Origin of the sequence: Hamadaea sp. NPDC050747, from assembly GCF_040654195.1 — a bacterium.
In the GTDB taxonomy this organism is placed as follows: Bacteria; Actinomycetota; Actinomycetes; order Mycobacteriales; family Micromonosporaceae; genus Hamadaea.
In genome coordinates, this window is sequence record NZ_JBFAHM010000015.1 from 11,321 (window position 1) to 33,439 (window position 22,119).

At 69.6% G+C, this 22,119-nt stretch carries 22 protein-coding genes; 12 read left to right on the plus strand and 10 right to left on the minus strand.

Annotated elements, in window-relative coordinates; genetic code table 11:
- Nucleotides 1-140: 140 nt before the first annotated feature.
- The 3 genes from AB0H43_RS31655 to AB0H43_RS31665 all read right to left on the minus strand — a co-directional run bounded on the left by AB0H43_RS31655 (nucleotide 141) and on the right by AB0H43_RS31665 (nucleotide 5,794).
- Entirely contained in the window at nucleotides 141-1,289 is a 1,149-nt protein-coding gene (locus AB0H43_RS31655) for a S53 family peptidase (RefSeq protein WP_360005370.1), read from the minus strand.
- 366 nt (nucleotides 1,290-1,655) lie between these two features.
- Complete coding sequence (locus AB0H43_RS31660) at nucleotides 1,656-4,892, minus strand: lamin tail domain-containing protein (protein WP_360005683.1); 3,237 nt, start codon at nucleotides 4,890-4,892, stop codon at nucleotides 1,656-1,658.
- A 362-nt stretch (nucleotides 4,893-5,254) separates the two neighbouring features.
- Nucleotides 5,255-5,794: a histidine phosphatase family protein gene (locus tag AB0H43_RS31665; RefSeq protein ID WP_360005371.1), complete on the minus strand. Its 540-nt coding sequence runs from the start codon at nucleotides 5,792-5,794 to the stop codon at nucleotides 5,255-5,257.
- 46 nt (nucleotides 5,795-5,840) lie between these two features.
- Between AB0H43_RS31665 and AB0H43_RS31670 the strand changes: the two genes are divergently transcribed.
- Nucleotides 5,841-6,236 carry a hypothetical protein gene (locus tag AB0H43_RS31670; protein WP_360005373.1) on the plus strand — a complete coding sequence of 132 codons (396 nt, stop codon included), beginning with the start codon at nucleotides 5,841-5,843 and terminating at the stop codon, nucleotides 6,234-6,236.
- Here AB0H43_RS31670 and AB0H43_RS31675 read toward each other — a convergent pair.
- Nucleotides 6,233-7,033, minus strand: coding sequence for an SPFH domain-containing protein (locus tag AB0H43_RS31675; protein ID WP_360005375.1), 801 nt, complete (start codon nucleotides 7,031-7,033; stop codon nucleotides 6,233-6,235). The two genes, AB0H43_RS31670 and AB0H43_RS31675, sit on opposite strands and share 4 nt — an antisense overlap.
- Nucleotides 7,026-8,399, minus strand: a complete 1,374-nt coding sequence (locus tag AB0H43_RS31680; protein WP_360005377.1) for an NfeD family protein — start codon at nucleotides 8,397-8,399, stop codon at nucleotides 7,026-7,028. The genes AB0H43_RS31675 and AB0H43_RS31680 overlap by 8 nt, the downstream gene beginning before the upstream one ends.
- A 277-nt stretch (nucleotides 8,400-8,676) precedes the next feature.
- On the opposite strand from AB0H43_RS31680, the gene pstS reads away from it, so the two are divergent.
- From pstS to AB0H43_RS31705, 5 genes are all read left to right on the plus strand, one after another.
- A complete protein-coding gene (gene pstS / locus AB0H43_RS31685; protein ID WP_360005379.1) occupies nucleotides 8,677-9,774 on the plus strand; it encodes a phosphate ABC transporter substrate-binding protein PstS in 1,098 nt (365 codons plus the stop codon).
- A 127-nt stretch (nucleotides 9,775-9,901) separates the two neighbouring features.
- Complete coding sequence (gene pstC, locus AB0H43_RS31690) at nucleotides 9,902-10,960, plus strand: phosphate ABC transporter permease subunit PstC (RefSeq protein ID WP_360005381.1); 1,059 nt, start codon at nucleotides 9,902-9,904, stop codon at nucleotides 10,958-10,960.
- Nucleotides 10,957-12,030, plus strand: a complete 1,074-nt coding sequence (gene pstA / locus AB0H43_RS31695; protein ID WP_360005383.1) for a phosphate ABC transporter permease PstA — start codon at nucleotides 10,957-10,959, stop codon at nucleotides 12,028-12,030. The genes pstC and pstA overlap by 4 nt, the downstream gene beginning before the upstream one ends.
- A 32-nt stretch (nucleotides 12,031-12,062) precedes the next feature.
- Nucleotides 12,063-12,839: a phosphate ABC transporter ATP-binding protein PstB gene (gene pstB, locus AB0H43_RS31700; protein ID WP_360005385.1), complete on the plus strand. Its 777-nt coding sequence runs from the start codon at nucleotides 12,063-12,065 to the stop codon at nucleotides 12,837-12,839.
- Between the two features lie 9 nt (nucleotides 12,840-12,848).
- The gene (locus tag AB0H43_RS31705; RefSeq protein WP_360005387.1) at nucleotides 12,849-13,508 is read left to right on the plus strand and encodes a response regulator transcription factor; all 660 of its coding nucleotides are present in this window, start codon (nucleotides 12,849-12,851) and stop codon (nucleotides 13,506-13,508) included.
- Between the two features lie 13 nt (nucleotides 13,509-13,521).
- On the opposite strand, the gene AB0H43_RS31710 is transcribed toward AB0H43_RS31705, so the two are convergent.
- Nucleotides 13,522-14,373: an NAD(P)H-binding protein gene (locus AB0H43_RS31710; RefSeq protein WP_360005388.1), complete on the minus strand. Its 852-nt coding sequence runs from the start codon at nucleotides 14,371-14,373 to the stop codon at nucleotides 13,522-13,524.
- Nucleotides 14,374-14,420: 47 nt separating this feature from the next.
- Here AB0H43_RS31710 and AB0H43_RS31715 point away from each other — a divergent pair, with 47 nt between their 5' ends.
- A complete protein-coding gene (locus AB0H43_RS31715) occupies nucleotides 14,421-14,846 on the plus strand; it encodes a helix-turn-helix domain-containing protein (protein WP_360005390.1) in 426 nt (141 codons plus the stop codon).
- Here AB0H43_RS31715 and AB0H43_RS31720 read toward each other — a convergent pair.
- Both AB0H43_RS31720 and AB0H43_RS31725 read right to left on the minus strand, forming a co-directional pair.
- Nucleotides 14,836-15,606 carry a fused MFS/spermidine synthase gene (locus tag AB0H43_RS31720; protein ID WP_360005392.1) on the minus strand — a complete coding sequence of 257 codons (771 nt, stop codon included), beginning with the start codon at nucleotides 15,604-15,606 and terminating at the stop codon, nucleotides 14,836-14,838. The two genes, AB0H43_RS31715 and AB0H43_RS31720, sit on opposite strands and share 11 nt — an antisense overlap.
- Before the next feature lie 39 nt (nucleotides 15,607-15,645).
- Nucleotides 15,646-16,068 carry a DUF350 domain-containing protein gene (locus tag AB0H43_RS31725; protein WP_360005393.1) on the minus strand — a complete coding sequence of 141 codons (423 nt, stop codon included), beginning with the start codon at nucleotides 16,066-16,068 and terminating at the stop codon, nucleotides 15,646-15,648.
- A 116-nt stretch (nucleotides 16,069-16,184) separates the two neighbouring features.
- On the opposite strand from AB0H43_RS31725, the gene AB0H43_RS31730 reads away from it, so the two are divergent.
- From AB0H43_RS31730 to AB0H43_RS31740, 3 genes are read left to right on the plus strand one after another with little or no spacing between them, the layout of a single operon-like run.
- Entirely contained in the window at nucleotides 16,185-16,484 is a 300-nt protein-coding gene (locus tag AB0H43_RS31730) for a hypothetical protein (protein WP_360005395.1), read from the plus strand.
- Nucleotides 16,484-17,659: a glutathionylspermidine synthase family protein gene (locus AB0H43_RS31735; protein WP_360005397.1), complete on the plus strand. Its 1,176-nt coding sequence runs from the start codon at nucleotides 16,484-16,486 to the stop codon at nucleotides 17,657-17,659. The genes AB0H43_RS31730 and AB0H43_RS31735 overlap by 1 nt, the downstream gene beginning before the upstream one ends.
- A gap of 58 nt (nucleotides 17,660-17,717) precedes the next feature.
- Nucleotides 17,718-18,608 carry a GNAT family N-acetyltransferase gene (locus AB0H43_RS31740; RefSeq protein WP_360005398.1) on the plus strand — a complete coding sequence of 297 codons (891 nt, stop codon included), beginning with the start codon at nucleotides 17,718-17,720 and terminating at the stop codon, nucleotides 18,606-18,608.
- Here the strand turns inward: AB0H43_RS31740 and AB0H43_RS31745 are convergent.
- Both AB0H43_RS31745 and AB0H43_RS31750 read right to left on the minus strand, forming a co-directional pair.
- Nucleotides 18,603-19,232: a hypothetical protein gene (locus AB0H43_RS31745; protein WP_360005400.1), complete on the minus strand. Its 630-nt coding sequence runs from the start codon at nucleotides 19,230-19,232 to the stop codon at nucleotides 18,603-18,605. The genes AB0H43_RS31740 and AB0H43_RS31745 overlap by 6 nt on opposite strands.
- Nucleotides 19,233-19,377: 145 nt before the next feature.
- Nucleotides 19,378-20,349 carry a DMT family transporter gene (locus tag AB0H43_RS31750; protein WP_360005402.1) on the minus strand — a complete coding sequence of 324 codons (972 nt, stop codon included), beginning with the start codon at nucleotides 20,347-20,349 and terminating at the stop codon, nucleotides 19,378-19,380.
- 72 nt (nucleotides 20,350-20,421) lie between these two features.
- On the opposite strand from AB0H43_RS31750, the gene AB0H43_RS31755 reads away from it, so the two are divergent.
- Together AB0H43_RS31755 and AB0H43_RS31760 are read left to right on the plus strand one after the other, a co-directional pair.
- Nucleotides 20,422-20,988 (plus strand): CGNR zinc finger domain-containing protein, encoded by a 567-nt coding sequence (locus AB0H43_RS31755; protein WP_360005404.1) that lies wholly within the window; start codon nucleotides 20,422-20,424, stop codon nucleotides 20,986-20,988.
- 192 nt (nucleotides 20,989-21,180) lie between these two features.
- Entirely contained in the window at nucleotides 21,181-22,104 is a 924-nt protein-coding gene (locus AB0H43_RS31760; protein WP_360005406.1) for a hypothetical protein, read from the plus strand.
- Nucleotides 22,105-22,119: the final 15 nt, after the last annotated feature.

Sequence of the window (22,119 nt, forward strand, 5' to 3'; positions counted from 1 at the left end):
CGCTCTTGTAGGGGGTTGTTGGCGACCCTGGGTGTTGTGTCCTACAGGTTGATTGTTATGCTCGGCTGTTTGGGGCGCGGGGGGGGGGGGGGGGGGGGGCGGGGGGCCCCCCCCCCCCCCGCCTGGGGAGGAGTGAGGACTTAGAAGCCGCCGACACCGTTCGGCGTGCCGACGCCGGTCGGGCCGTCCCAGCCGGCACGGGCGTTGCACCACTGCGACGTCGGGCAGCTGCCGTTGCTGCCGGAGGTGACGTCGAAGAAGTTCGCGCTGCCCGCGTGCTGGTACGGGTAGTTCGGCGTCGTGCTCGTGCCGTTGCCGGCCAGGGCGTAGACGCTGGCGATGATCGGGGCGGAGACGCTGGTGCCGCCGAAGATGTACCAGGAGCCGTTGTACATGACCGAGACGCCGGTGTTCGGGTCGGCGACCGCCGAGACGTCGGCCTCGGCCCGCTTGGCGCACCCGGTGTTGAAGGTGGACTGCGCCGACAATGCGGTGTTGTACGCCGAGCAGCCCGAGCCGGCTCCGCTCCACACCGTCTCCGAGCTGCGTACGCCGCCGCTCATGACGAGGTGGGTGCCGCCGACCGCGGTGACGTACTGCGACGTGGCCGGGTAGGACGCGCCGTAGCCGTTGTCACCGGAGCTGGCCGTGATCGGAACGCCCGGGTGGTTGAAGTACGACCCGTACGTCGAGTCGGCCGCGTCGCCGCCGCCCCAGCTGTTGCTGACGACGGTCGCGTGCGTGGCGGCGTAGTTCACCGCGGTGCCGAGGTTGGCGAACGAGTTGGTCTTCGCCTCGACGAGCAGGATCTTGCAGTTCGGGCAGATCGCGGAGGCCATGTCCAGGTCCAGCGAGATCTCCTGGGCCCAGCCGGTGTTACGGCGCGGGTAGCTGGTGCCGCCGGTCTGGTCGACCTTCTTGAAGCAGCCGTTGGCCGTGGTGCACGCCGGCAGGCCGTAGGTCGACCGGTAGGTGGCCAGGTCAGCCTCGGCGGTCGGGTCGTCGTACGCGTCGACGATGGCGATCGTCTGGCTGGACGAGCCCGAGCCGGTCAGGTTGTACGCGGACCGCAGGTCGCTCGGCCCGTAACCGGCCGGCACCGCGGCCGGGGTGACGTCGGTACGCACCCAGGCGTGGCAGGTCGCCGTGCCGGGAGCGGCGGCGGCGCAGACCTTGGCCGACCGGTGGTCGAGGGCGACCGGGGAGGGCGCCGCTTGAGCGGATGGGGAGAGTGCACAGGCGATCGCCGCGGTGAACAGCGACGCCAGCGCCGTACGCATAATGCGCATACAGGGCCTCCGTGAGTTGGGGGATGACGGATTCATATCCGTCGGTCGGATGCCCTGTACAGAGTGATCATCGGGGTGGCCCGTTCGGCTGATGCCTTGTCGCGGTAGCTGCCCTCCGAGCCGTCAGCGGGCCTGGCCATCCGGCCCAATCGGGGGAGGTCGGCGCTGTGTGGTCGTCGCATGCGGGGGGCGACGGAATCCGCAGCGAGATCGGCTCAGACCGTCCTGAAAGGACGAACTGATGACGGAACTGTCATCTGCCTACGGAGGGCTCACAAACAGATCAGGGATCTCGGTCGAATCTTGACCCAAGATTCGACCGAGATCCCTGATCCAGCGCACAAAAGCAGCGTGACGAGCGCAGACTCAGTCGTCGTCGCGGATGGTGCCCACGGCCACCGAGTCGGTGTAGACGACCGAGGGCAGCCCGGTCACGAACAGACCGAGCTTCTCCGTGCCTTCCTTGCGCTTGTCCGCCACGACCGGCACGGTCACCGTCCACGTCGTCTGACCGGCGGCCACGACCGAACACGACAGCACCGGGTCGAAGTCGTTGGACGGCGACGCGGTGATCCCGTACGCCACCGCGCACAGCGGCAGTGGCTGCGACAGCGGCCGGCTGAGCTGGACGGTGAACGTCATCGGCGTACGGTCGCTGCCGGTCCCGGTGCCTTCGGTGATCGTCACGTCGGCGACGGTCAGCCGGGCCCGCGACGCGAACAGCGCCACCTGCGGGTCGTGGTCGCTGACCCCGTGCGCGCCGTCACCGTCGAAGTCGACCGGGTACCCGGCGTTGACGTGCGCCGCCCGCATCTGGATCAGGTCGTCGTAGAGCGGACCGGTGACCCACAGGTGATCGAGGGTCTGCGCCTGTCCTTCGAATTCGTACGAGTACGCCGACGCCGGCACGTCCGCCGCCAGCACCTCCCACAGGTTGTAGAGCCCGGCGTCGTAGAGCGCCTTCAGCTGGTCCGACGGGGTGTCGGAGTCCGACGTCGCGATCGGGTCGTCCGGGCGCGGGAAGACGTTCAGATCGCCGCCGTAGACGACCCGGGCCGCCGGGTCGTCGGCCTGGATGGCCTGCACGATCGCCGCCCCGTACGCGGCCTGCTCGGCCCGCTGGCCGACCCGGGCGTCCGGGGTGGACGAGTAGTGGTTGCTGACCGCCCACAACGTGAAGCCCTCAGCCGACGACGGAGTGGACGAAGGCCGCGCGGCGACGGTGAATCGAGCCACCTGCGGCGCCCGGGTGTAGACGTTCGAGCCGTCCACGCCCGTCGAGGTGTCCACGTCCGACGGCAGCTGTGCGTTCAGCGCCTTCGGGTTGGACGTGTCGGCGTTGTACGCCAGATCCGGAGCGCGGTAGACCACGCCCGGCGTGGACGTCAGCACCGACGCCGGAGCCGCCAGCGACAGCCGGTCGGTGCGGTAGAGGAACGCCGAGGTGATACCGCGCGCGTCGGCCCCGTTCCGGTCGTACGCGGTGTCGTAAGCAGGGCCGCCCGCTGCGGCGATCGCGAGCGCGAGGTCCTGCAGGGTGTCCGGCTTGCCGTCGGCGTTGTTCGTGTCGCCGCACGTCAGCGCGCCGTCAGTGATCGAGCAGATGTCCTGGTCCTCGGCCTCCTGGATGAGCAGCAGGTCGGGGGAGTGCAGGTCACCCGTGATCTGCGCGGCCAGGCCCGACAGGTGGTGCTCGTACGCGGCCTGCGACTCGGGGACGTAGTCGAACGGCGGGCTGACCCCGGGGCAGCCGGAGTTTCCGGTGAAGTCACAGCCGTCGAACGGGTCGTCGCGGTAGTCGTAGAGGTTCTCCACGTTGTAGGTGGCGACCGCGAACTCCTCGTCCCGGTCGGCCGCCCGCGGCGCGGCCAGACCCGCCGGGTCCGGGCCGTCGGTGAACGCGATCGCGTCGGGCTGGATGGAGTACTTCTCGAAGTTGTACATCAGCCCGCCGACCGCGTCGGACTGCACGAGGTCGAAGTCGCTCGCCGGGGGCACCAGCGTCGTGTTGTCGTGGGCGGCGTACTTCACGCCGAGGCTGCCGACGAGGATCCGGTTGCCGTTGCCGTCGTCGAAGAAGTGCAGCGGGTCGTTGTCCATCGGGTGCGCGTCCCGGTAGACCCGGCGGGTGTACGGGTCCGCCCGCGACATCAGCGGGTCGTCCCGGTCGATCAGCCAGATCTCGGAGTCCATGGTGGACCGGAAGACGTCGCGCGCCCCGGTGACGGCGCTCCCGGCGCGTACGCGCAGCTGCTCGCTCTCGTGCCGCTCCCAGAAGCGGTCGGCGGCGGCCGAGTCGGCGGGCGGCCTGGCGTCGGTGACCGCGACCTGGTCGCGGACGTCGACCCCGGAGACGATCTTGCTGACCAGCGAGGCCGAGCTGAGCTGGGTCATGAAGAAGTACTCGGAGACGCGCGCGCGGATCACGACCTCGTCCCCCACGACCGGGACGTAGCCGCCGATCAGCGAGGTGAACGAGCCCATGAACACGAAGATGCCGTCGGAGCTGGTGTCGTCGCCGTCGGTGTCGGTCTTGCGCGACTGCAGGAAGAACCCGTTCTGGTCGGCGCCGGCCGACGTCCGCGCGAGGGTGCGCTGCGTGATCACGCCTCGGATGTCGTAGAGCGTCGAGCTCGTGCCGTTTCCGCTGGCCGGGGCGAAGGGCGAACGGTCCGTGCGCGGGTTCTCCGCGTCGCCGGTCGAGCCCTGGATCTCGCCCACGGTGTACACCTTGGTCACGGTGACGGTGAACGTGCAGGTCGCGGTGGTCCCGCTCGCGTCGGTCGAGGTCACGGTCACCGCGTAGGAACCCGCGGGCACGTCGCTGCTCACCGTGATCGTGGCGCTCGCGCTGCCGCCGACCTCACTGGCCGGGGTCAGACTTGTACGCACAACGCTGCCGGCGGCCGGCGTGGGGTTCACGGCGACGGCCAGGTCGGTGATCTGGTCGTCGGCGTCCACGGCGGTGACGACCCGTTCCCCGCCCTGGCCCTGGCTGACGGTGAGCGTCCCGCCGCAGGACAGCGTCGCGGGCTGGTCGCCGCTGCCGTCCACGGCGTGCGCCCCGAGCCCGTCGAAGGTGTCGGTGGCGTAGCCGGTCCACTGGGCGGCCGGGTCGAACGCGTCGCCGGGGTCGACGTCACCGGCGACGACGGTCGCGTTGCGCCGCAGCGTGTTGTCGGCCGTGCTGGTCAGGCCGGTGCCCCACTCGGTGCCGGGGTCGACGCCGATCTGGCCGATCGAGTCCACCACGGTCGTGCCCTTACGCAGGACGATCGCGTCGTCTCCGTTGTAGAGCGACGCGGTGGTGGTCTGGTCGGCGGTCGCGAGGATCGTCGCCGACGCTGAGGCGGCGGCCAGGACGAACACGTCGCCGTTAGCCACCGTGCCGGTAAGGTTGATCGTCGCGCCGGCGGTCGTCGCGCCGTTGAAGTAGATCTGCACGTTGTACGCGCCGGCGGCCAGGTCGATCGCCGATCCTGTGCCGTTGAAGAATTCGAGGGCCTTGTTGTTCGAACTGCCCTCGACGTATTCCGAGAGGAACAGGTCGGTGGGGGTGGCCGCCTGAGCCGGGGCCGGGATCACGGCCAGGCTCAGCGCTATGGCCGCTCCGGCCGCGGCGCGGCTGAGCAGGGCGCGTCTTGTGCGCACGGGGGGTCCTCCAGTGGACGCGGGGGTAACTTTCAGAATCTAAAGCGACACCGCGGGTGAGTCCAGTGGGGAACAGTCGACGCGTGCGTTTCCTCCGGATGAATCGAACGCGCCCATCGCCTCGATTCGCCCTGGTCACACTGTGGACGCTGCCCTGAAGGCAGCTCAGGCGTTCATGATCGTTGCGCCGGCCAAGCGGTTTCCGGCGGCGAAATGTCCGCTGAAACGACTTGGCTGACGCAATGATCATGCGCAGCCGGGCGCAATGATCATGCGCAGCCGACGCAAAGATCATGCGCAGCCGGCGCCGGTCGTCAGTCGGCGCGGGCGGTGTGAGTCCCCTTCAGCGGGGCCGTCACCCCGGCCCGCCATTCCTCGGGCAGCTCGTGCACCGCGATCCCGCTGGTACGCAGCCCGTCGGAGTCGGCCTGCCCGGCCTGGTCCAGCACGGCGGACAGCTGGGAGATCGTCGGGTTGTGCCCGATCAGCAGGATGGTGTGGTTGCCGGGCTCCTTGGCGGCCGTCGCGATGAGGTCGAGGGCGTCGGCGACTTCACCGTCATACAGTTCCCGTTCGTACTGCACCTTCGGCGCGCCCGCGCCGCCCAGCGCGATCGCCACCGAGTGCCAGGTCTGCCGCGTCCGTCTCGCCGGCGAGCAGAGCACCAGGTCGGGAACGTGTCCGCTGGCCAGCAGCCAGGCTCCGGCCGCGGCGGCGTCGGCGTGACCTCGATCGGTCAGGGGCCGGTCGGTGTCGGCGATCCCGGTGGGGCGATCGGCCTTGGCATGGCGCAGGAGCACGAGCGTGCGGGCGGTCATGCCGCTCAGCTTGCCCCAGCCGAACGGGGTACGCATCCGGAAAACGCCAAATCGACGGCCTTGTCTTGGGAAGATGACCGGTGTGGGGGATCGCACGCTCGCCGTGGTGGTCAAGATCGATCGTATCGAGCCCTGGCTCGACGACGCCTTCCTGGACCTGACCACCCTCTGCGACCTGGGTACGGAGTTGGCCGTGACCGGCAACCGAGCCGGTTACCTGGGTTCGCGGCGGCTGCGTTTCCCCGTCCGCTTCCTGTTTCATCAGGTCGCAGACTGGGAGGTCGACGACCCCGAGGGCATCCGCGGGATGCTGGTCGACGATCTGCGCTTCGAGCCCGACCTCGGCGGCATCGTGCTGACCGGTCCGCTGCCGGGACGGCTCTACGTGCGTACGCCGTGCCGGGTGGTCACCGTGCAGACGTCGGCTTCGCCGCTGCGGCCGCCGTCCTGGCGATGCGTGACACCCCGGCATTTCTAGGCTCCGGACGCGGTGCCGGGTCCGGTGCCGTCGGCCTCCGGTGGTCGGTATACCGCGTCGGCCAGCCGCAGGAGCTCCATCGGCACGGGGAAGATCAAGGTCGAGTTTCGTTCGGCGCTGACCTCGACCATGGTGCCGAGGATGCGCAGCTGCAGGGCGGCAGGGTGGGCGCCGAGCAGTTCAGCCGCCCGGGCAAGGTCTGCGGCGGCCTGGTACTCGCCCTGGGCGTGGATGACCTTGCCGCGACGTTCCCTTTCCGCCTCGGCTTGGATGGCCATCGCCCGGCGCAGGGTGTCGGGCAGTTCGACGTCCTTGATCTCGACGAGGGTGACCTTCACACCCCACGGTTCGGTCACGTCGTCGACGATCCGCCGCAGGCGCTGGTTGATCTCGTCGCGCTTGGTGAGCAGCTCGTCGAGGTCGACCTGGCCCAGGATGCTCCGCAACGTGGTCTGGGCGATCTGGAAGGTGGCGTCCACGAAGTTCTCGATCGCCACGACGGACCGCACCGGATCGATCACGTAAAAGTAGGTGACGGCGTTGACCCGGACCGTCACGTTGTCCCGGGTGATGACGTCCTGCGGCGGGATCTCCTTGACGACGATGCGCAGCGACACTCGGACGACCCGGTCGACGATCGGGATGATGAAGAACAATCCCGGGCCTTTGACGCCGATGACCCGGCCCAGCCGGAAGATCACCCCTCGGTCGTACTCCGGATAGACCTTGACCGCGGCGAAGAAGAGGATCAGTACCACAGCCAGGGCGATGATCCAGGGAATGAGCGCATCAGACATCGGGCTTCTCCTCTGTGACAGAGCCTCGCGACTCGGTTGGCCCGGGCTGCTCCACGGAACCGAGCGGTTCCACGACGAGCGTCAAGCCGTCCACGGCGACCACCCGGACGGGCTGGCCGGCCGGTAAGGGCTCATCGCCCGCCGGTTTGCCGGCCGGGGTGACGGCCCACCACGTCCCCTCCAGGAAGACGTCTCCTTGCGCGGCCACCGTCGCCGTCGCCCCGACCATCGCGGACGCGCCGGTGACGGGGGGAGCTCGCCGGGCGCGCCAGGTCAGCCGGCCCGCGAGCAGGGAGCCGAGCCCGATCACGACGGCGGTGGGGAGGAACACCAGCGGATCGACCCGGACCGAACCCTCGAAAAGGAATGCCCCGGCCAGCGCGAGCGATATCGTGCCGCCCACAGCGAACACGCCGACGCCGGGGGCGTACAGCTCAGCGGCGAACAAAGCGGCCGCGAGGAGCAGCAAGGCCAGCCCGGCGACCGAGACCGGCAGGACACTCAACGCGAAGAAGCCGAGGATCAGCAGAATGACGCCCGTGATGCCGCTGACCGCGTGTCCCGGGTACGCGAACTCGTAGATGAGCGCGAGCGTGCCGAGGGAGAGGAAGAGGAAGGCCAGGTTGGGGTCGGCCAAGAGCTGCAGGAGCTTGCGGGTGAGGCTCATGGTGCTCTCGACCGTGGTCGCGTCGGCGGTGTGCAGGGTCCTCGTCTCGCCGCCGGCCACGGTCACCGTCCGGCCGTGGAGTTTGTTCAGCAGATCGGCCTGATCGGTCGCGATGAGGTCGATCGCGCCGAGTTTCAGCGCTTCGGTCGCCGGCTCCGCCCGGCCCTCCCGGACGGTGTCGACGGCGAAATCGACATCCCGGCCCCGCTGCGTCGCGATCGACTCGGCGTACGCCGCCGCGTCGTTGATCACCTTGTCGGAGGCCTTTTCGCCGGTCTGGGCGTCGATCGGGGTCGCGGCCCCGATGGTGGTGCCGGGGGCCATGGCGGCGATGTTCGCCGAGAACGTGATGATCGCCCCGGCCGAGGCCGCTCGGGCGCCCGACGGGGAGACGTAGACGACCACCGGCACGTGCGCGCCCAGGAATGCCTGGACGACCTCGCGCATCGAGGTGTCGAGGCCGCCGGGGGTGTCGATCTCCACTATCAGCGCCTGATAGTCGCCGCGCTCGGCCTGGTGCACCGCGTCGGCGAGGTGGCCGGCGACAACGGGCGTGATGGCACCGTCGACCCGGGTTACCAGCACACTGTCGGCTGGGCTCGGCGCAGCACGTGCAGCCGCGGCTGACGTGACGAGAGCCGCCATCGTCAGCAGCACGAACAGTGCCGCCGCGAACCCATTGCGCCTGACCGCGACCATGGTCGTCTACCGCCACACGGCCTTCCTCCCTCTGATCCTCCTCCGGCCCGGGAACGCTCACAAGCGGGCATGCATCGCTTGACGTGAACAAAACGGACTAATTTCCGCTGGTCATGTCACCTTCGGCCGTTCACCTGTTCACCCTTCGTTCACCCATGTCGGGGTGACCGGCTACCTGCCGCGCCTACGTTGACCGCAGTCGGAAATCAAAGAACTCCGGCCGGTCCCCGCCCCACCTCGGCGGAGTGCGGTCGGCAACCCCTCGAAAGGGACAGACGTGAAGCTCAAGCGGCACGGCATCCTCGCCGGTGTCATGCTGACCGCGACGCTCGCGCTTGCGGCATGTGGCAGTGACAACAACTCGGGCACTCCGAGCAACACCTCTTCGTCCGCTTCTGGCGACTGCGCCACGGGCAAGCTCACCGCCCAGGGCTCCTCGGCGCAGAAGAACGCCATGGAGCAGTGGGTCAAGGACTACCAGGCCAAGTGCTCCGGCGCGACCGTCGACTACCAGGGCACCAGCTCCGGCGCGGGCATCACCGCGTTCACCGGTGGCCTGGCCGACTTCGCGGGCAGCGACTCGGCCCTCAAGGACGAGGAGCAGCCGAAGGCCGACGCGCGCTGCGCGACCGGCAAGGCGATCCACCTGCCGTTGGTGATCGGCCCGATCGCGATCGTCACCAACGTCCAGGGTGTGAGCGACATCCAGCTGAGCCCCGCCACCCTGGCGGGCATCTTCGCCGGCAAGATCACCACCTGGAACGCGGCGGAGATCAAGGCGGACAACCCGTCGGCGACCCTGCCGGCCACCAAGATCCTGGCGGTGCACCGCAACGAGTCGTCGGGCACCACCGACAACTTCACCAAGTACCTGTCCAAGGCCGCCGCCGACGTGTGGACCTACTCCAACGCCAAGGAGTGGAAGGCCCCGGGCGGCCAGGGTGAGAAGGGCTCGGACGGCGTGAGCGCCGCTGTCAAGAGCAAGGACGGCGCCATCGGCTACGTCGAGTGGTCCTTCGCCGAGGCCAACGGCCTGAACAAGGCGAAGATCAAGAACGCCGCCGGCGAGTACACCGCGCTGACCAGCGAGTCGGCCGGCAAGACCATCGCCGGAGCCGAGGTCAAGGGCACCGGCAACGACCTCAAGCTGTCGATCGACTACAACACCAAGACCGCGGGCGCGTACCCGATCGTCCTGGTGACCTACGAGATCGTCTGCGAGAAGGGCACCGCCGCCGACAAGGTCACGCTGCTGAAGTCCTTCCTCAAGTACGCCGCCGGCGACGGCCAGACCAAGCTCACCCAGCTGGGCTACGCGGCCCTGCCGACCGAGGTCCAGACCAAGGTCCAGGCCTCGATCGCCGCTCTGAGCTGACGCACCACCGCACCACCGCCCGGCGGGAGGTCTCCTCACACCTCCCGCCGGGCACACCGCGTAGCAGGACCGCCCACGAACCGACACCCTCGTCAGGCGCCACCCGAGAGTGATGAGACGAACGACTATGAACCCTCCAACCCTGGGCTCGCACCGGCAGGATCAGCAAGATCCGCAGCCGGGTCCGCCCGAGAAGGCCGCGGTCACCAGCCACCGCGTGTCCGGCGCGCGGGACACCGCCGCGGTGAACCTGGGCCGCCGTCGCCGGTTCGGGGGCGGTGAGGGCGTCTTCCGCTCGCTGTCCACCGGCTCCGGCCTCATGGTGCTCGTCATCATCGCCGCGATCGCGATCTTCCTGATCGCCAAGGCGATCCCGGCGATCCGGACGGACACCGTCAACTTCCTCACCGAGAAGACCTGGTTCCCCGACAGCACGCCGTCGGTGTTCGGCATCGCCGCGCTGGCCTGGGGCACCATCGTCACCGCCGCGATCGCGCTGCTGATCGCCGTGCCGATCGCGCTCGGCATCGCGCTGTGCCTGTCGCACTACGCGCCGCGGCGCGTCGCCACCGCCCTGGGCTTCCTCATCGACCTGCTCGCCGCCGTGCCCAGCATCGTCTTCGGCCTGTGGGGCCGCGAATACCTGGCCGGTCCCGTCAGCGACCTGTCCGAATGGCTGCACAAGTACCTGGGCTTCCTGCCGTTCTTCGCCAGCGAAGGCCCCTACGGCAAATCGCCGCTGCTCGGCTCGATCGTGCTGGCCATCATGGTCCTGCCGATCGTCACCTCGCTGTCGCGCGAAGTCTTCAGCCAGACGCCGAAGATGAACGAGGAAGCCGCGCTGGCCCTCGGCGCGACCAAGTGGGAGATGATCCGCACCGCGGTGCTGCCCTACGGGCGCCCCGGCATCATCGCCTCGGTCATGCTCGGCCTGGGCCGCGCGCTCGGCGAGACCATCGCCCTGGCGATGACGTTGAGCGCGGCCTTCAACGTGTCGTTCGACATCATCGGCGTCGGCGGCAACTCGATCGCGGCCAACATCGCCAACCGTTTCGGCGAGGCGGGCGACACCGGCCGGGGCGCACTGATCGCCTCCGGCCTGGTGCTGTTCACGATCACCCTCGTCGTCAACATGATCGCCCGCGCGATCATCTACCGCCGTCGTGAGTTCCGGAGCGCGCTATGACCACCCTGTCCGCGCCGGTCACGGGCCTGCGGGCCCGCCGGCTCCCGAAGTGGGCGCCCTGGGCGGTCGCCGCCGGCTCCGTGCTGCTCAGCTACCTCATCGTGTACGCCGGCGGCCTGCTCGGCGGCGGCATCGTGCTGACCGCGATCGCGTCCGTCGTGCTGTACCTGCTCCTGCTGTGGCTGGCGGCCCGGCAGGTCGAGGGCGGCCGGGCGGCCCGCAACCGGCTGGCCAGCTCCCTGATCTACTCCGCGTTCATCCTCGCCCTGCTGCCCCTGGTGTCGGTGGCGTGGACGCTGGTCAACAAGGGCGTCGAGCGGCTGGACGGCGACTTCTTCGGCCACTCGATGAACGGCATCACCGCCTTCGACGCCAACGGCGGCGCGTACCACGCGATCATCGGCACCCTGGAGCAGGCCGGCATCGCCACCCTGATCACCGTGCCGCTCGGCGTCGGCGCCGCCATCTACATCGTCGAGTACGGCCGGGGCCGGCTGGCCGCCGCGATCCGGTTCTTCGTCGACGTCATGACCGGCATCCCGTCCATCGTGGCCGGTCTGTTCGTCCTGGCCTTCTGGGTGTACGTGGTGTACCCGCTGTACAGCCCGGACGGCAAGCCGGGCTACTCCGGGCTCGCCGCCTCGCTGGCGCTCAGCGTGCTGATGCTGCCGACGATCACCCGCTCGACCGAGGAGATGCTGCGCCTGGTGCCCGACGCGCTCCGCGAAGGCTCCTATGCCCTGGGCATCCCGAAATGGAAGACGATCATGCGGGTCGTCCTGCCGACCGCGCTGCCCGGCATCGTCACCGGCGTCATGCTGGCCATCGCCCGAGCCTGCGGCGAAACCGCCCCGGTCCTGCTCGTCGCGGGCGGCTTCAACTCGATCAACATGAACCCGTTCGTCGGCAACCAGTCGTCGCTGGCGATCTACATCTGGGACCAGGCCGGCTCGGCCAGCAAGTACGCACCCGCCCGAGCCTGGGCCGCCGCCCTGACCCTGGTCGGTCTCGTACTCGCCCTGACCATCGCGGCGAAGCTGCTGGCCCGCCGTAGCAAGCTCGAGCGCTGAGCGCGCCGACGAGGACTCGAAGGAAAAGGACAATGGCGAAGCGCATCGAAGCGGTCGGGGTGACCGCGTACTACGGACAGTTCAAGGCCATCGAGGACATCACGATGACCATCGAGCCCCGATCGGTCACCGCCCTCATCGGCCCGTCGGGCTGCGGCAAGTCGACCTTCCTGCGATCGATCAACCGCATGCACGAGGTGCTGCCCGGCGCCCGGGTCGAAGGCCGGCTCACCATGGACGGCCAGGACATCTACGACCGGGCCGTCGACGTCACCGCGGTACGCCGCTCGATCGGCATGGTGTTCCAGCGCCCCAACCCGTTCCCCACCATGTCGATCTACGACAACGTGGTCGCCGGGCTGCGCCTGAACGGCCTGCGCAAGAAGAACGCCCTCGACGACGCCTGCGAGAAGGCGCTCAAGCACGCCAACCTGTGGGACGAGGTCAAGAACCGGCTCAACAAGCCGGGCGCAGGCCTGTCCGGCGGTCAGCAGCAGCGCCTGTGCATCGCCCGGACGATCGCCGTCGAACCGCAGGTCGTCCTCATGGACGAGCCGTGCTCCGCGCTCGACCCGATCTCCACCGGCGCCATCGAAGACCTCATCTTCGAGCTGAAGAACGACTACACGATCATCATCGTCACCCACAACATGCAGCAGGCCGCCCGCGTCAGCGACCGCACCGCGTTCTTCTCGATCTCGCAGACCGGCGACCCGGGCCGCCTCATCGAGTACGACGTCACCTCCAAGATCTTCACCAACCCGGGAGAGAAGCGGACCGAGGACTACATCACCGGTCGCTTCGGGTGACCTGTGGTCGTGCTGCTGGTCGCTGATCCCGATCCGGAGGTCGCCTCCCGGGTCGCAGACGAGCTGGGTGATCACGCCATTCGCGCGATCACCTGCTCGGACGGGGCTGAGGCCCTGCTCATCGCCGGTGCCGAGCACCCGGACGCGGTCCTCGCCGCGACCGCGCTGCCCACCATCGGCGGCGCCGCGTTCGTGCGTACGCTCGCGTCGCGGACCGGCATCCCGGTCGTGCTCGGCGTGTCCGACGGCGACGGCCCGGCCGCGGCCGAAGCCCTCGCCGCCGGTGCTGCCGCCTGCGTCGCCCGGCCCTACCGCATCGGCGAACTGCTGCCGATGCTGCTCGCCTTACGCCCCATGCCTGCCGAAGGACCCCTGCTGCAGGTCGGCGAACTGCAACTCGACCCCGGCAGCCTCACCGTGCAGCTACGCGGGCAACCCGTACGCATCCCGATGCGGGAGCTGCGGCTGCTGCAACTGCTGATGTCCAACGCCGACAAGGTGGTGACCCGCGAACAGATCCACGACGCGGTGTGGGGCGGCGTCCAGAACTCCAACACTGTCACCGTGCATGTGCAGCGGCTGCGTCAACGGCTCGGGGACGACCAGCACGACCCGAAAATGATCCTGACCATCCGCGGCGTCGGCTACCGCCTCGTGCCACCGGCCTAGCCGCACCCGCTGGCTAGGGGCGTAGGGCCGCTTGCGGCTGCCCGGCGATGGCGGGCCGGGTCGCCGACGCGGCCGCCACCGCCATCGTCAGCGGATCCTGGACCGGCCGCCCGAGCAGGTCGGCCAGGTCCGGGCCGGGCTCGGCCAGGAAGCCGTGGCGTACGCCGGTCGCGATCGAGGCGATCATCGGCGGCTGGAACGGCAGCAGCTCCGGCAGCCCGAGCAGCCGCCGGCGCAGTTCGCCCAGGTCGATCGTCCGATGCGGCACCCCGAGCCGGTAGGCCACCTGGGCAGCCGTGATGGGCGTACCGACGAGATCGTAGGTGCGACCGGCGTGGCGAGCCGGATCGGCGGCGACGATCGCGGCCGCCTCCGCCAGATCCGCCCGGGTGACCGCCGCCAGCGCCCCGTCCCCGTACGCCGACTCCACCCCGTCGCCCGCCCACATCAGCAGCGCACCGAACAGCTCGGCGTACAAGCCGTTACGCAAGATCGTCCACGGTACGCCGCTCGCCTGGACCAGCCGCTCGGTCGCCCGATGGGCCAAGGCGAACCCGAGGTGGTCCCCGGCGCCGGTCAGGCTGGTGTAGACGAGGTGCTGCACCCGGTCGCGGGCCGCCGCCGCGACTGCCGTCGCGTGCCGGTCGACGACCTGGTCGTCCTCGGCGTACCCGGCGGAGACCAGCACCAGCGTCGCCACTCCCGTCAGGTCCAGTGTGGAAGGATCGTCGAAGTCGACGCGTCGCATCCCAGCACCCGGCGTACGGCTTCCGCCCGTCGCCGCGACGCCACGGGCGTGCAACGCTGCAAGGGTGGCCCGGCCGAGATTCCCGCTCGCCCCGGTCACCAAGATCGTGTCAGTCATGCCCCGATCCTGAGATCCCCGCACACCGGCGACAAGGAGGCAGTTTCATGTCACCCACGCACACCGCGGTAACCACCCTGGTGGCCGACCTCGAACCGTGCGGGCATGAGGACCACCCGGACTGCGGCATCCGCGACGTGCTGGCGCGCCTCGGCGACAAGTGGTCGGTGCTGGTGATCGTCGAACTCGCCGGCGGGCCGCGCCGCTTCCGGGAACTCCAGCGCGCCATCCACGGCATCTCCCAGCGCATGCTCACCCTGTCGGTACGCCGACTGGAGCGCGACGGTCTGGTGGTGCGCACGGTCTACCCGACCGTCCCCGCACAGGTCGATTACCGGCTGACCGATCTCGGCGCGAGCCTGACCCACCTCGTCCGGCAGCTCACCGACTGGTCGGCGGCGCACAAGGAAGTCATCGCCGAAGCCCGCGACGCCTACGACCGCACCCACCCCGGCAACGAGCTCAGCGGTTAGGCATTTCTCCGGCCAGGAACCGGCTCAACTCCTTGCCCCGCTTGACGACGAGGTCATACGGGTCGTCCTCGGGCAGCTCCGTCAGCTGCCGCAGATCCCGGTCCGAGCCCACGAGGAGGAAGTTTCCGCGTACCTGCTCGGCGAAGACGTCCTCCTCCGCGGCGGCCACCACGTCACCGAACGCGTCGCGGACCGCCTGGATCAGGCCGCGCAGGAAGATGAGCGGCCGGCCGTCGATCACGTTGGCGAGGTAGACCCCGCCCGGTGCGAGAGCGGCCGCCGCCAGCTTCACGAACTGGGCGTTCGTCACATGCCGGGGGACCGCCGAACCGGTGAAGACATCCGCGATGATCAGGTCGTATTCCTGCGGCGGAGCAGCCGCCAGCGCGTCCCGGGCGTCGCCGATCGTCACGGTGATCCCCGAGTCCGGATGCAACGGAAGCTTCTCGGCGACCAGATCGGCCAGCAGCGGATCGATCTCGACGACCGTCTGCTCGCTGCCCGGTCGCAGCAGCGACAGACAGCGCGGCAGACTCAGCCCGCCCCCGCCCAGGTGCAGTACGCGCAACGGCCCAGCCGGCAACAGCAGCTCGATCATCTTCAGCGACCGGCGTACGTAGTCGAACGCGATCATCACCGGATCGGCGAGGTTCACGTGCGACTGTGGCATCCCGTTGACGACCAGCGTCCAGGCGTCCGGCTCGTCGGGATCCTCGACGAGTTCGACGACCCCGGTCTCGATGACGTAGACATCCCCCACGCCGCCAGCTTAGGCGGCCGAGCTTGGAAGATCGCCGCGCTAGGAGATCGCGGCGCAGACGATCGCGGCGATCGCCGCGTTGGACGCCGCGCTCACCCACACCGCCGGGTGCGGCTCGGGATCGACGATCATCTCGCCCAGCTTGCCCGGCGTCAGCAGATCGAGCAGCCAGAACGCGCCCGCCATGAGCAGCAGCCCCAGGGTGCCGTAGACGGCGGTCGACACCAGCCCGACCCAGAACTCGGCGTACGTGGTCAAGATCGAGGTGAACGCGATCGCGCCCACCCCGACCAGAGCCGAGGCCAGGAACAGCGCCGCGTTGCGGTTGCGCTCGCTCCAGATCTGGTGGCGCAGCGGCCCTGGCGTCAACCAGTCGACCAGCAGAAACCCGCCGAGCAACAGCAGTACGCCGACCGCGGTGAACGCGACCGAACCGACCAGACCGTCGAGCACATCACTCATGGCGCGGAAGACTAGCTGACCTGCGCAACCCTTGCGGGGGCCGGGTATCGTCGCCGCTCATGACCAACAGCGCGGGGAGGAAGCGCCGCCGCAGACGACGGCGCGGGAAGGTGCAGATGAACGCGCCCACGCCGGTGAAGAACGCCCAGCCGCAGCGGAAGTTCAAGTCCAAGCACGTCGCGTACGGCGTGATCGGCGTCGTCGTGCTGGGTTGCTGCGGCTTCGCCATCTACCGCGACAACCGACGCGACTGTGTCGACCCCAGCACGATGCAGCGCATCGACTCCAGCTACTGCCGCTCCGGCGGGCACGGACGCTGGTACTACGGCGGCCACGGCGGAGGCGGCACCGGCAAGGTCACCGGCGGATCGTTCACGCGCGGCGGCTTCGGCGGGCACTTCGGCGGCGGAAGCTGATGCGCCGAGTCACCACCCAACCCCGGCCGGACTGGCAGCGCATCGTCGAAGAGCAGGGACTGCACTACGCGGTGCTGCCCGACGAGTCCGGCCGGCCCACCGCCTACTGGGACGAGTCGGCGTACTACGAGTTCACCCTGGCCGAGGTCGAGCGGCTGGAAGAGGTCGTCGCCGAGCTGCACCAGATGTGCCTCGACGCGGTCGAGCACGTCGTCGCCACCGCCCGGTACGCCGACTACGGCATCACCGACCCCCGCGTCGTGCAGCTGATCGAGCGGTCCTGGCGGGAGCGCGACCGCGAGATCAGCCTCTACGGCCGGTTCGACCTGCGCTACGACGGCTCCGGCCCGGCGCGGCTGCTGGAGTACAACGCGGACACCCCGACGTCGCTGCTGGAAGCAGCCGGCCCGCAGTGGTTCTGGCTCGAGGACCGGTTTCCCGACGCCGACCAGTGGAACTCGCTGCACGAGCGGCTCGTCGACGTCTGGCGCAAGCACCCGATCTCCGGACCGCTGCACTTCGCGTTCACCACCGCCGACGAGATCGGCGAGGACTACGTCACCGTCAGCTACCTGCAGGAATGCGCGGAGCTGGCCGGGCACCACACCGTCTGCCTGCCCATGGAGGAGATCGGCTGGGACCCCCGCCGCCTCGGCCGGGGCGGCCGCTTCGTCGACGAGCAGGACCGCGAGATCAAGACGATCTTCAAGCTCTACCCGTGGGAGTGGCTGGTCGGCGACCAGTTCGGCGGCCACCTGCTCGACCTCGCGCTGTCCGGTCACGGCCCCCGCTGGGTCGAGCCCGCCTGGAAGATGCTGCTGTCGAACAAAGCGCTGCTCGCCATCCTCTGGGAACGCCACCCCGGGCACCCCAACCTGCTGCCCGCGTACCTCGACGGGCCGCGTGACCTGGTCATTCACGGCTACGTCGCTAAGCCGCTGCTCGGCCGGGAAGGCGCGGGTGTGCAGATCGTCACACCCGGTTTCACCATCGGCGAGGCGGCCGACGGGCCCCAGTGCTACCAAGCCTTCTACGCGCTCCCCGAGTTCGACGGCGTACGGCCGGTGCTGGGCGCGTGGGTGGTCGACGGCGAGCCCGCCGGGCTCGGGATCCGCGAGACGTCCGGCCTGATCACCGACACCGGTGCCAGGTTCGTCCCACATGTCATTCTGTAAATCGGGTTGGCCAAAAATGGTTTCACAGGCCAACGGGCCGACCGCTACGGTGCGTCGCGTGGGCAGCTTGACGATCCGCGAAGTGTCCGCCGATGCCGACTACGAGGCGTGGCGCTCGGTCCGCCTGGCGGTCTACCCCTACGAGCGTACGGCGACGCTGGCGGAGCTGAAGTCGCGTGCCTCCGCGGAACGGCAGCTCTTCGTCGTCGAGCGCGACGGCGTACTCGTCGCCGCGGGTGGCCTGATCCCGTCGAGCATCGGCGGCACCGGCTCGGTCGCACCCTGGGTACTGCCCGAGTACCGGCGGCAGGGCATCGGCGCCGAAGTGCTGGCGTACCTGGTCGGGGAGGCACGCCGCCGGGGCTTCCCGGCCGCCTCCGGCAACGCCGACGACGCCGGGTCGGCCGCTTTCGCCGAGCGCTACGGTTTCGTCGAAGTCGATCGCCAGGTGGAGCAGGTGCGCGCCGTCGGCGACGAACCGGCGCCGGTCGCACCGCTGGGCGTATCCCTGGTGACCGTGGCTGAGCGGCCGGAACTGTGGCGCGAAGCCTATGAGCCGCTGGGTCTGCCCGGGGTCGCGGACATGGCGGTGAGCGCGCCGATGAAGGTGACGCTGCCCGAGTGGGAGGACGAGTGGCTGGGCGAGCCGAGCGCGACGTTCATTGCGATCGACGACGCCACCGGCGACCTGATCGGCACCGCGGGCCTGATCCTCGACGCCGACCAGACCGACCGCGCCGAGAACGCCTTCACGACCGTCCGCCGCGACTGGCGTGGGCGGGGCGTGGCCTCGGCCGTCAAACGCGCGACCCTGCACTGGGCCGCGACCGGAGGTCTGCGCGAGATCTACACCTGGACGCAGCGCGGCAACGCCGACATGCGACGGCTGAACGAGCACCTCGGCTACGTGACCCGGACCATCAGCGTCCGGCTGGAGCAGCCACTATGACGGTGAGTGGATGACCTGGCGCGGTACGCCGGCCTTGGCCGCGCCCGGTCGCCACACCCGCCCGTTGGCGTAGACGATCCGGAACCCCAGGTACGCCGCCAGCGGCGCCCACTGCCGTGACCCGATGCGCAGCTCGGTCGCGTTGTGCCGCTGGCCGGTGGCCAGCACGTCGAGCAGCACCGTCTCGAACGCGGCCGACTCGACCCAGTCGACCTGGCGGGAGAAGCCGCACATGAGCGCCGCCCCGGTCGCGCGCAGGAACGTGTGCAGTTTCGCCTCCGACCCCTGCATCACCGAGCAGCTGCCGAAATAGAGACGCTTGCCCGCGCACTTGCCGGCGAGCTGGTCGGCGATCTCGTCCAGCTCGACGCTGTGCCAGTCGGTCAGGCACAGCCGGCCGGGCTCCCCGTGCATCGCGAAGAAGCCCACCGTGTAGTCCGAGTATTGCCGCAGCGTCCAGCGGTCGAGGAAGTAGGTCAGCTCGTCGGGGGCGGCTACGTCCTTGTGGATGAATCGGATGCCACGATGCCGTTCGAGCAGCTCCAGCGTCGATCGGACCGAGCTGCGGTCCCGCAGGTCGCGATGCCACTGTCCCTCGACGCAGAAGATCCCGCCTTGTGGCATCCGCAGCCCCCTCCCCAGCCGGCCCGATTCAGCGAACCTACCGGCTGGGTCTGACACCGGGGAACCCCTCAGCCCCCGCCCACTTCCCGTTGATCATGGAGTTAACCGTGGTATCGGCGGTGTGCCGCGACCGGAAACTCCATGATCAACGAGGCAGCGCGTCGACGAGGTCGGGCGTGTCGGCGGGTTCGGCGATCGCGGGGGCGGGCGGGGTCCGCTCGCCGAGCCGGACCAGCGCGACACCTGCCACGATCAGTACGCCGCCGAGCAGCTGGACGACGGTCGGCAGCTCATCGAGGATCAGCCAGGCGAACAGCACCGCGAACAGCACCTCGGTGAGCCCGACGAAGGAGGACAGCCGAGCGCCCAGGACGCGGGCGGCCCCGATGCCGGTCACGTACGCGAACGCGGCGGCGATCAGCGACAGCCCCAGGATCGGCACGATCCAGCTGACCACGCGGCCGGCGAAGGTGACGTCGCCGAAGGTCGCGTGCAGCGGCAGTACGCCGACCCCGCCGAGCACCAGCAGGACGACCGAGCCGAGGCCCATCCCGCCGGCGGCGAGCGCGACCGAGGGCAGCTGTTCGTCCACCCGCGCGGAGAGCACGAAGTACGCCGCCAGCCCGACCGCCGCGGCCAGCCCCCACAGCACGCCGACGGCGCTGATGCCGTCGCCGCTGGTCAGGTTGAGCACGAGGACGAGTCCGGCGAGGGCGGCGACCGCCCCGGCGACGGTGAGCCGGGTCGGCCGCTGGCCGTGCACCGCCCACATCCAGAAGACGACCAGGATGATGCCGAGGTACTCCAGCAGCAGCGCGACGCCGATCGGCACGTATTGAACGGCGTTGAAGAAGCAGACCTGGGCGCCGCCGACGGCCAGGATGCCGAACAGGCCGATCGCCCGCAGGTTACGCAGCAGCACGTGGCCTTTGCCGCGCAGCGCGAAGGCGGTCGGCACGGCCAGGACCAGGGCGGCGATGCCCACGCGAGCCGCGACGGCGGCCTCGGACGACCAGCCCGCGTCGATCAGCGACCGGGCGAACGTGCCGGACGTGCCGAAGGTCGCGGCGGAGAGCAGGGCCAGCCCGAGGCCGGCGGTGGTGGCACGCTGTGCCATGTCGACCACCTCTGTAATAACTCAACGTGCGTTACACTCATGACAGTAGGCCTCCACCAGAAATGAGTCAAGATGCTGTTTACTCATGACACGGAAGTGGCGCTCGGCGCCGCCGCCGCCCTGGTGAACACGGTCGACGCCGACGGCGTCAGCGACGAGAAGCTGCCCGACCTGGCCGCCCTCGACGAGTTCTTCGTGGCGTACGGGTGGAGCGGGGGGCGTACGCACACCCAGGCCGAACTGCAGCTCGTGCGGGATCTCCGGCCCCGGCTGCGGCACATGTGGACCCTGGCCATCGACGGGCGGACCGAAGAGTTCGTCGACATCATCAACGCGATGCTCCGCGAGACCAACGCCCTGCCGCAGCTCGTCAAGCACGACAACTGGGACTACCACCTGCACGCGACCCCGTCCGACGCCCCGCTGGCCGACCGGATGGCCGTCGAGGCGGCGATGGCCTTCATCGACGTCGTGCGTTCGGGTGAGCTCAGCCGGCTACGTATCTGCGAATACCAGAACTGCGGCGACGTCTACGTGGACCTGTCGAAGAACCGGTCCAAGCGGTTCTGCGACGGCGGCTGCGGGAACCGGGCGGCCGTCAGCGCGTACCGGGCGCGCAAAGCCGCCGCCCGCTCCTAGCCCGCGCTGCTCCCGAGCTGACGTCCGCGCTGGATCAGGGTTCCGGGCCGAATCTTGACCCAAGATTCGACCGAGAACCCTGATCCAGCGCCGAACCGTTGCGCCCAGGGGTGATCGGTCGGATAGGTGCTAGTCGGAGGGGGACGGCTGCGTCGATACTGGACACTCGCCGATCGATCGAGAATGGTGATCATGACGAGTGACGATCTCGACTTCAGCGCCGATCTCACCGACGACCGAACAGCGGTGCTGCTCGACGCGGCGCGCCGAGTCGACGCCCTGTCCGGTCACCTCGGGGCCAAGGGGGACGCCGACGACGAGTTCGGCGACCTGCTGCGGGCGCTGAACGAGGACTCCGTCGAGTTCGGCTCGTTCCCCGACGTGCTGCCGGTGCCCATTCTCGACCTGCCCAACGCCGACCGCACCTCGGCCGCTTGGCGGGCGGCGCTGGAGGAGGGCTACACCTTCTGGTGGATCCGGCTGCCGATCCTGCTGTTTCCCCGGCGCGGCTGGGGGTTCACCCGGCTGGAGATGCGGGTCGACTTCAACCCGGACGAACCCGATCCGCGCCGCCGGCCGCGTGCCTTCGACATCCTGCCGAACCGGCGGTTCGACACGATCGTGTCGGCGGGTGGCGAATTCCACGTCGGGGTCGGCGCGGACGCGAAACTCGCCGTGAAGGTCCCGACCATCCCCCTGGACGCTCTCGGCGCGCTGGCCGGCGTACCGCTGCCGCTGTCGGCCGGGGCGAAGGCGCAGGCCGACGCCGGGGCCTCCGTCAACGTCGCCCTCGCGCCGGTGCGCTTCCGGATGACGGCGGCCCGCGTCAACCACACCGCTGAAGGGCTGGAGAAGGTGTTCTGGCGACTGGACGGCGCCGAGTTCTTCGCCGAGGACCCGCCGCAACTCGTGATCATCCTCCAGGTGCCCCGGGGTGTGGAGACGGTGCAGATGCGGGCGGTCATGCGGGCGTACCGGCGGTTCACGTTCTTTCCGGCCGGGCTGCAGGCGATGATCCGCGAGCTGCCGTCGGCGCTGCGGGCGTTCTTCACCCAGGGCGCGCCGGTCGGTGACACCCGCAGCTACGACCTGAGCCCCGTGGTGAGGGCGTCATGAGCGGCCATCGGCCGA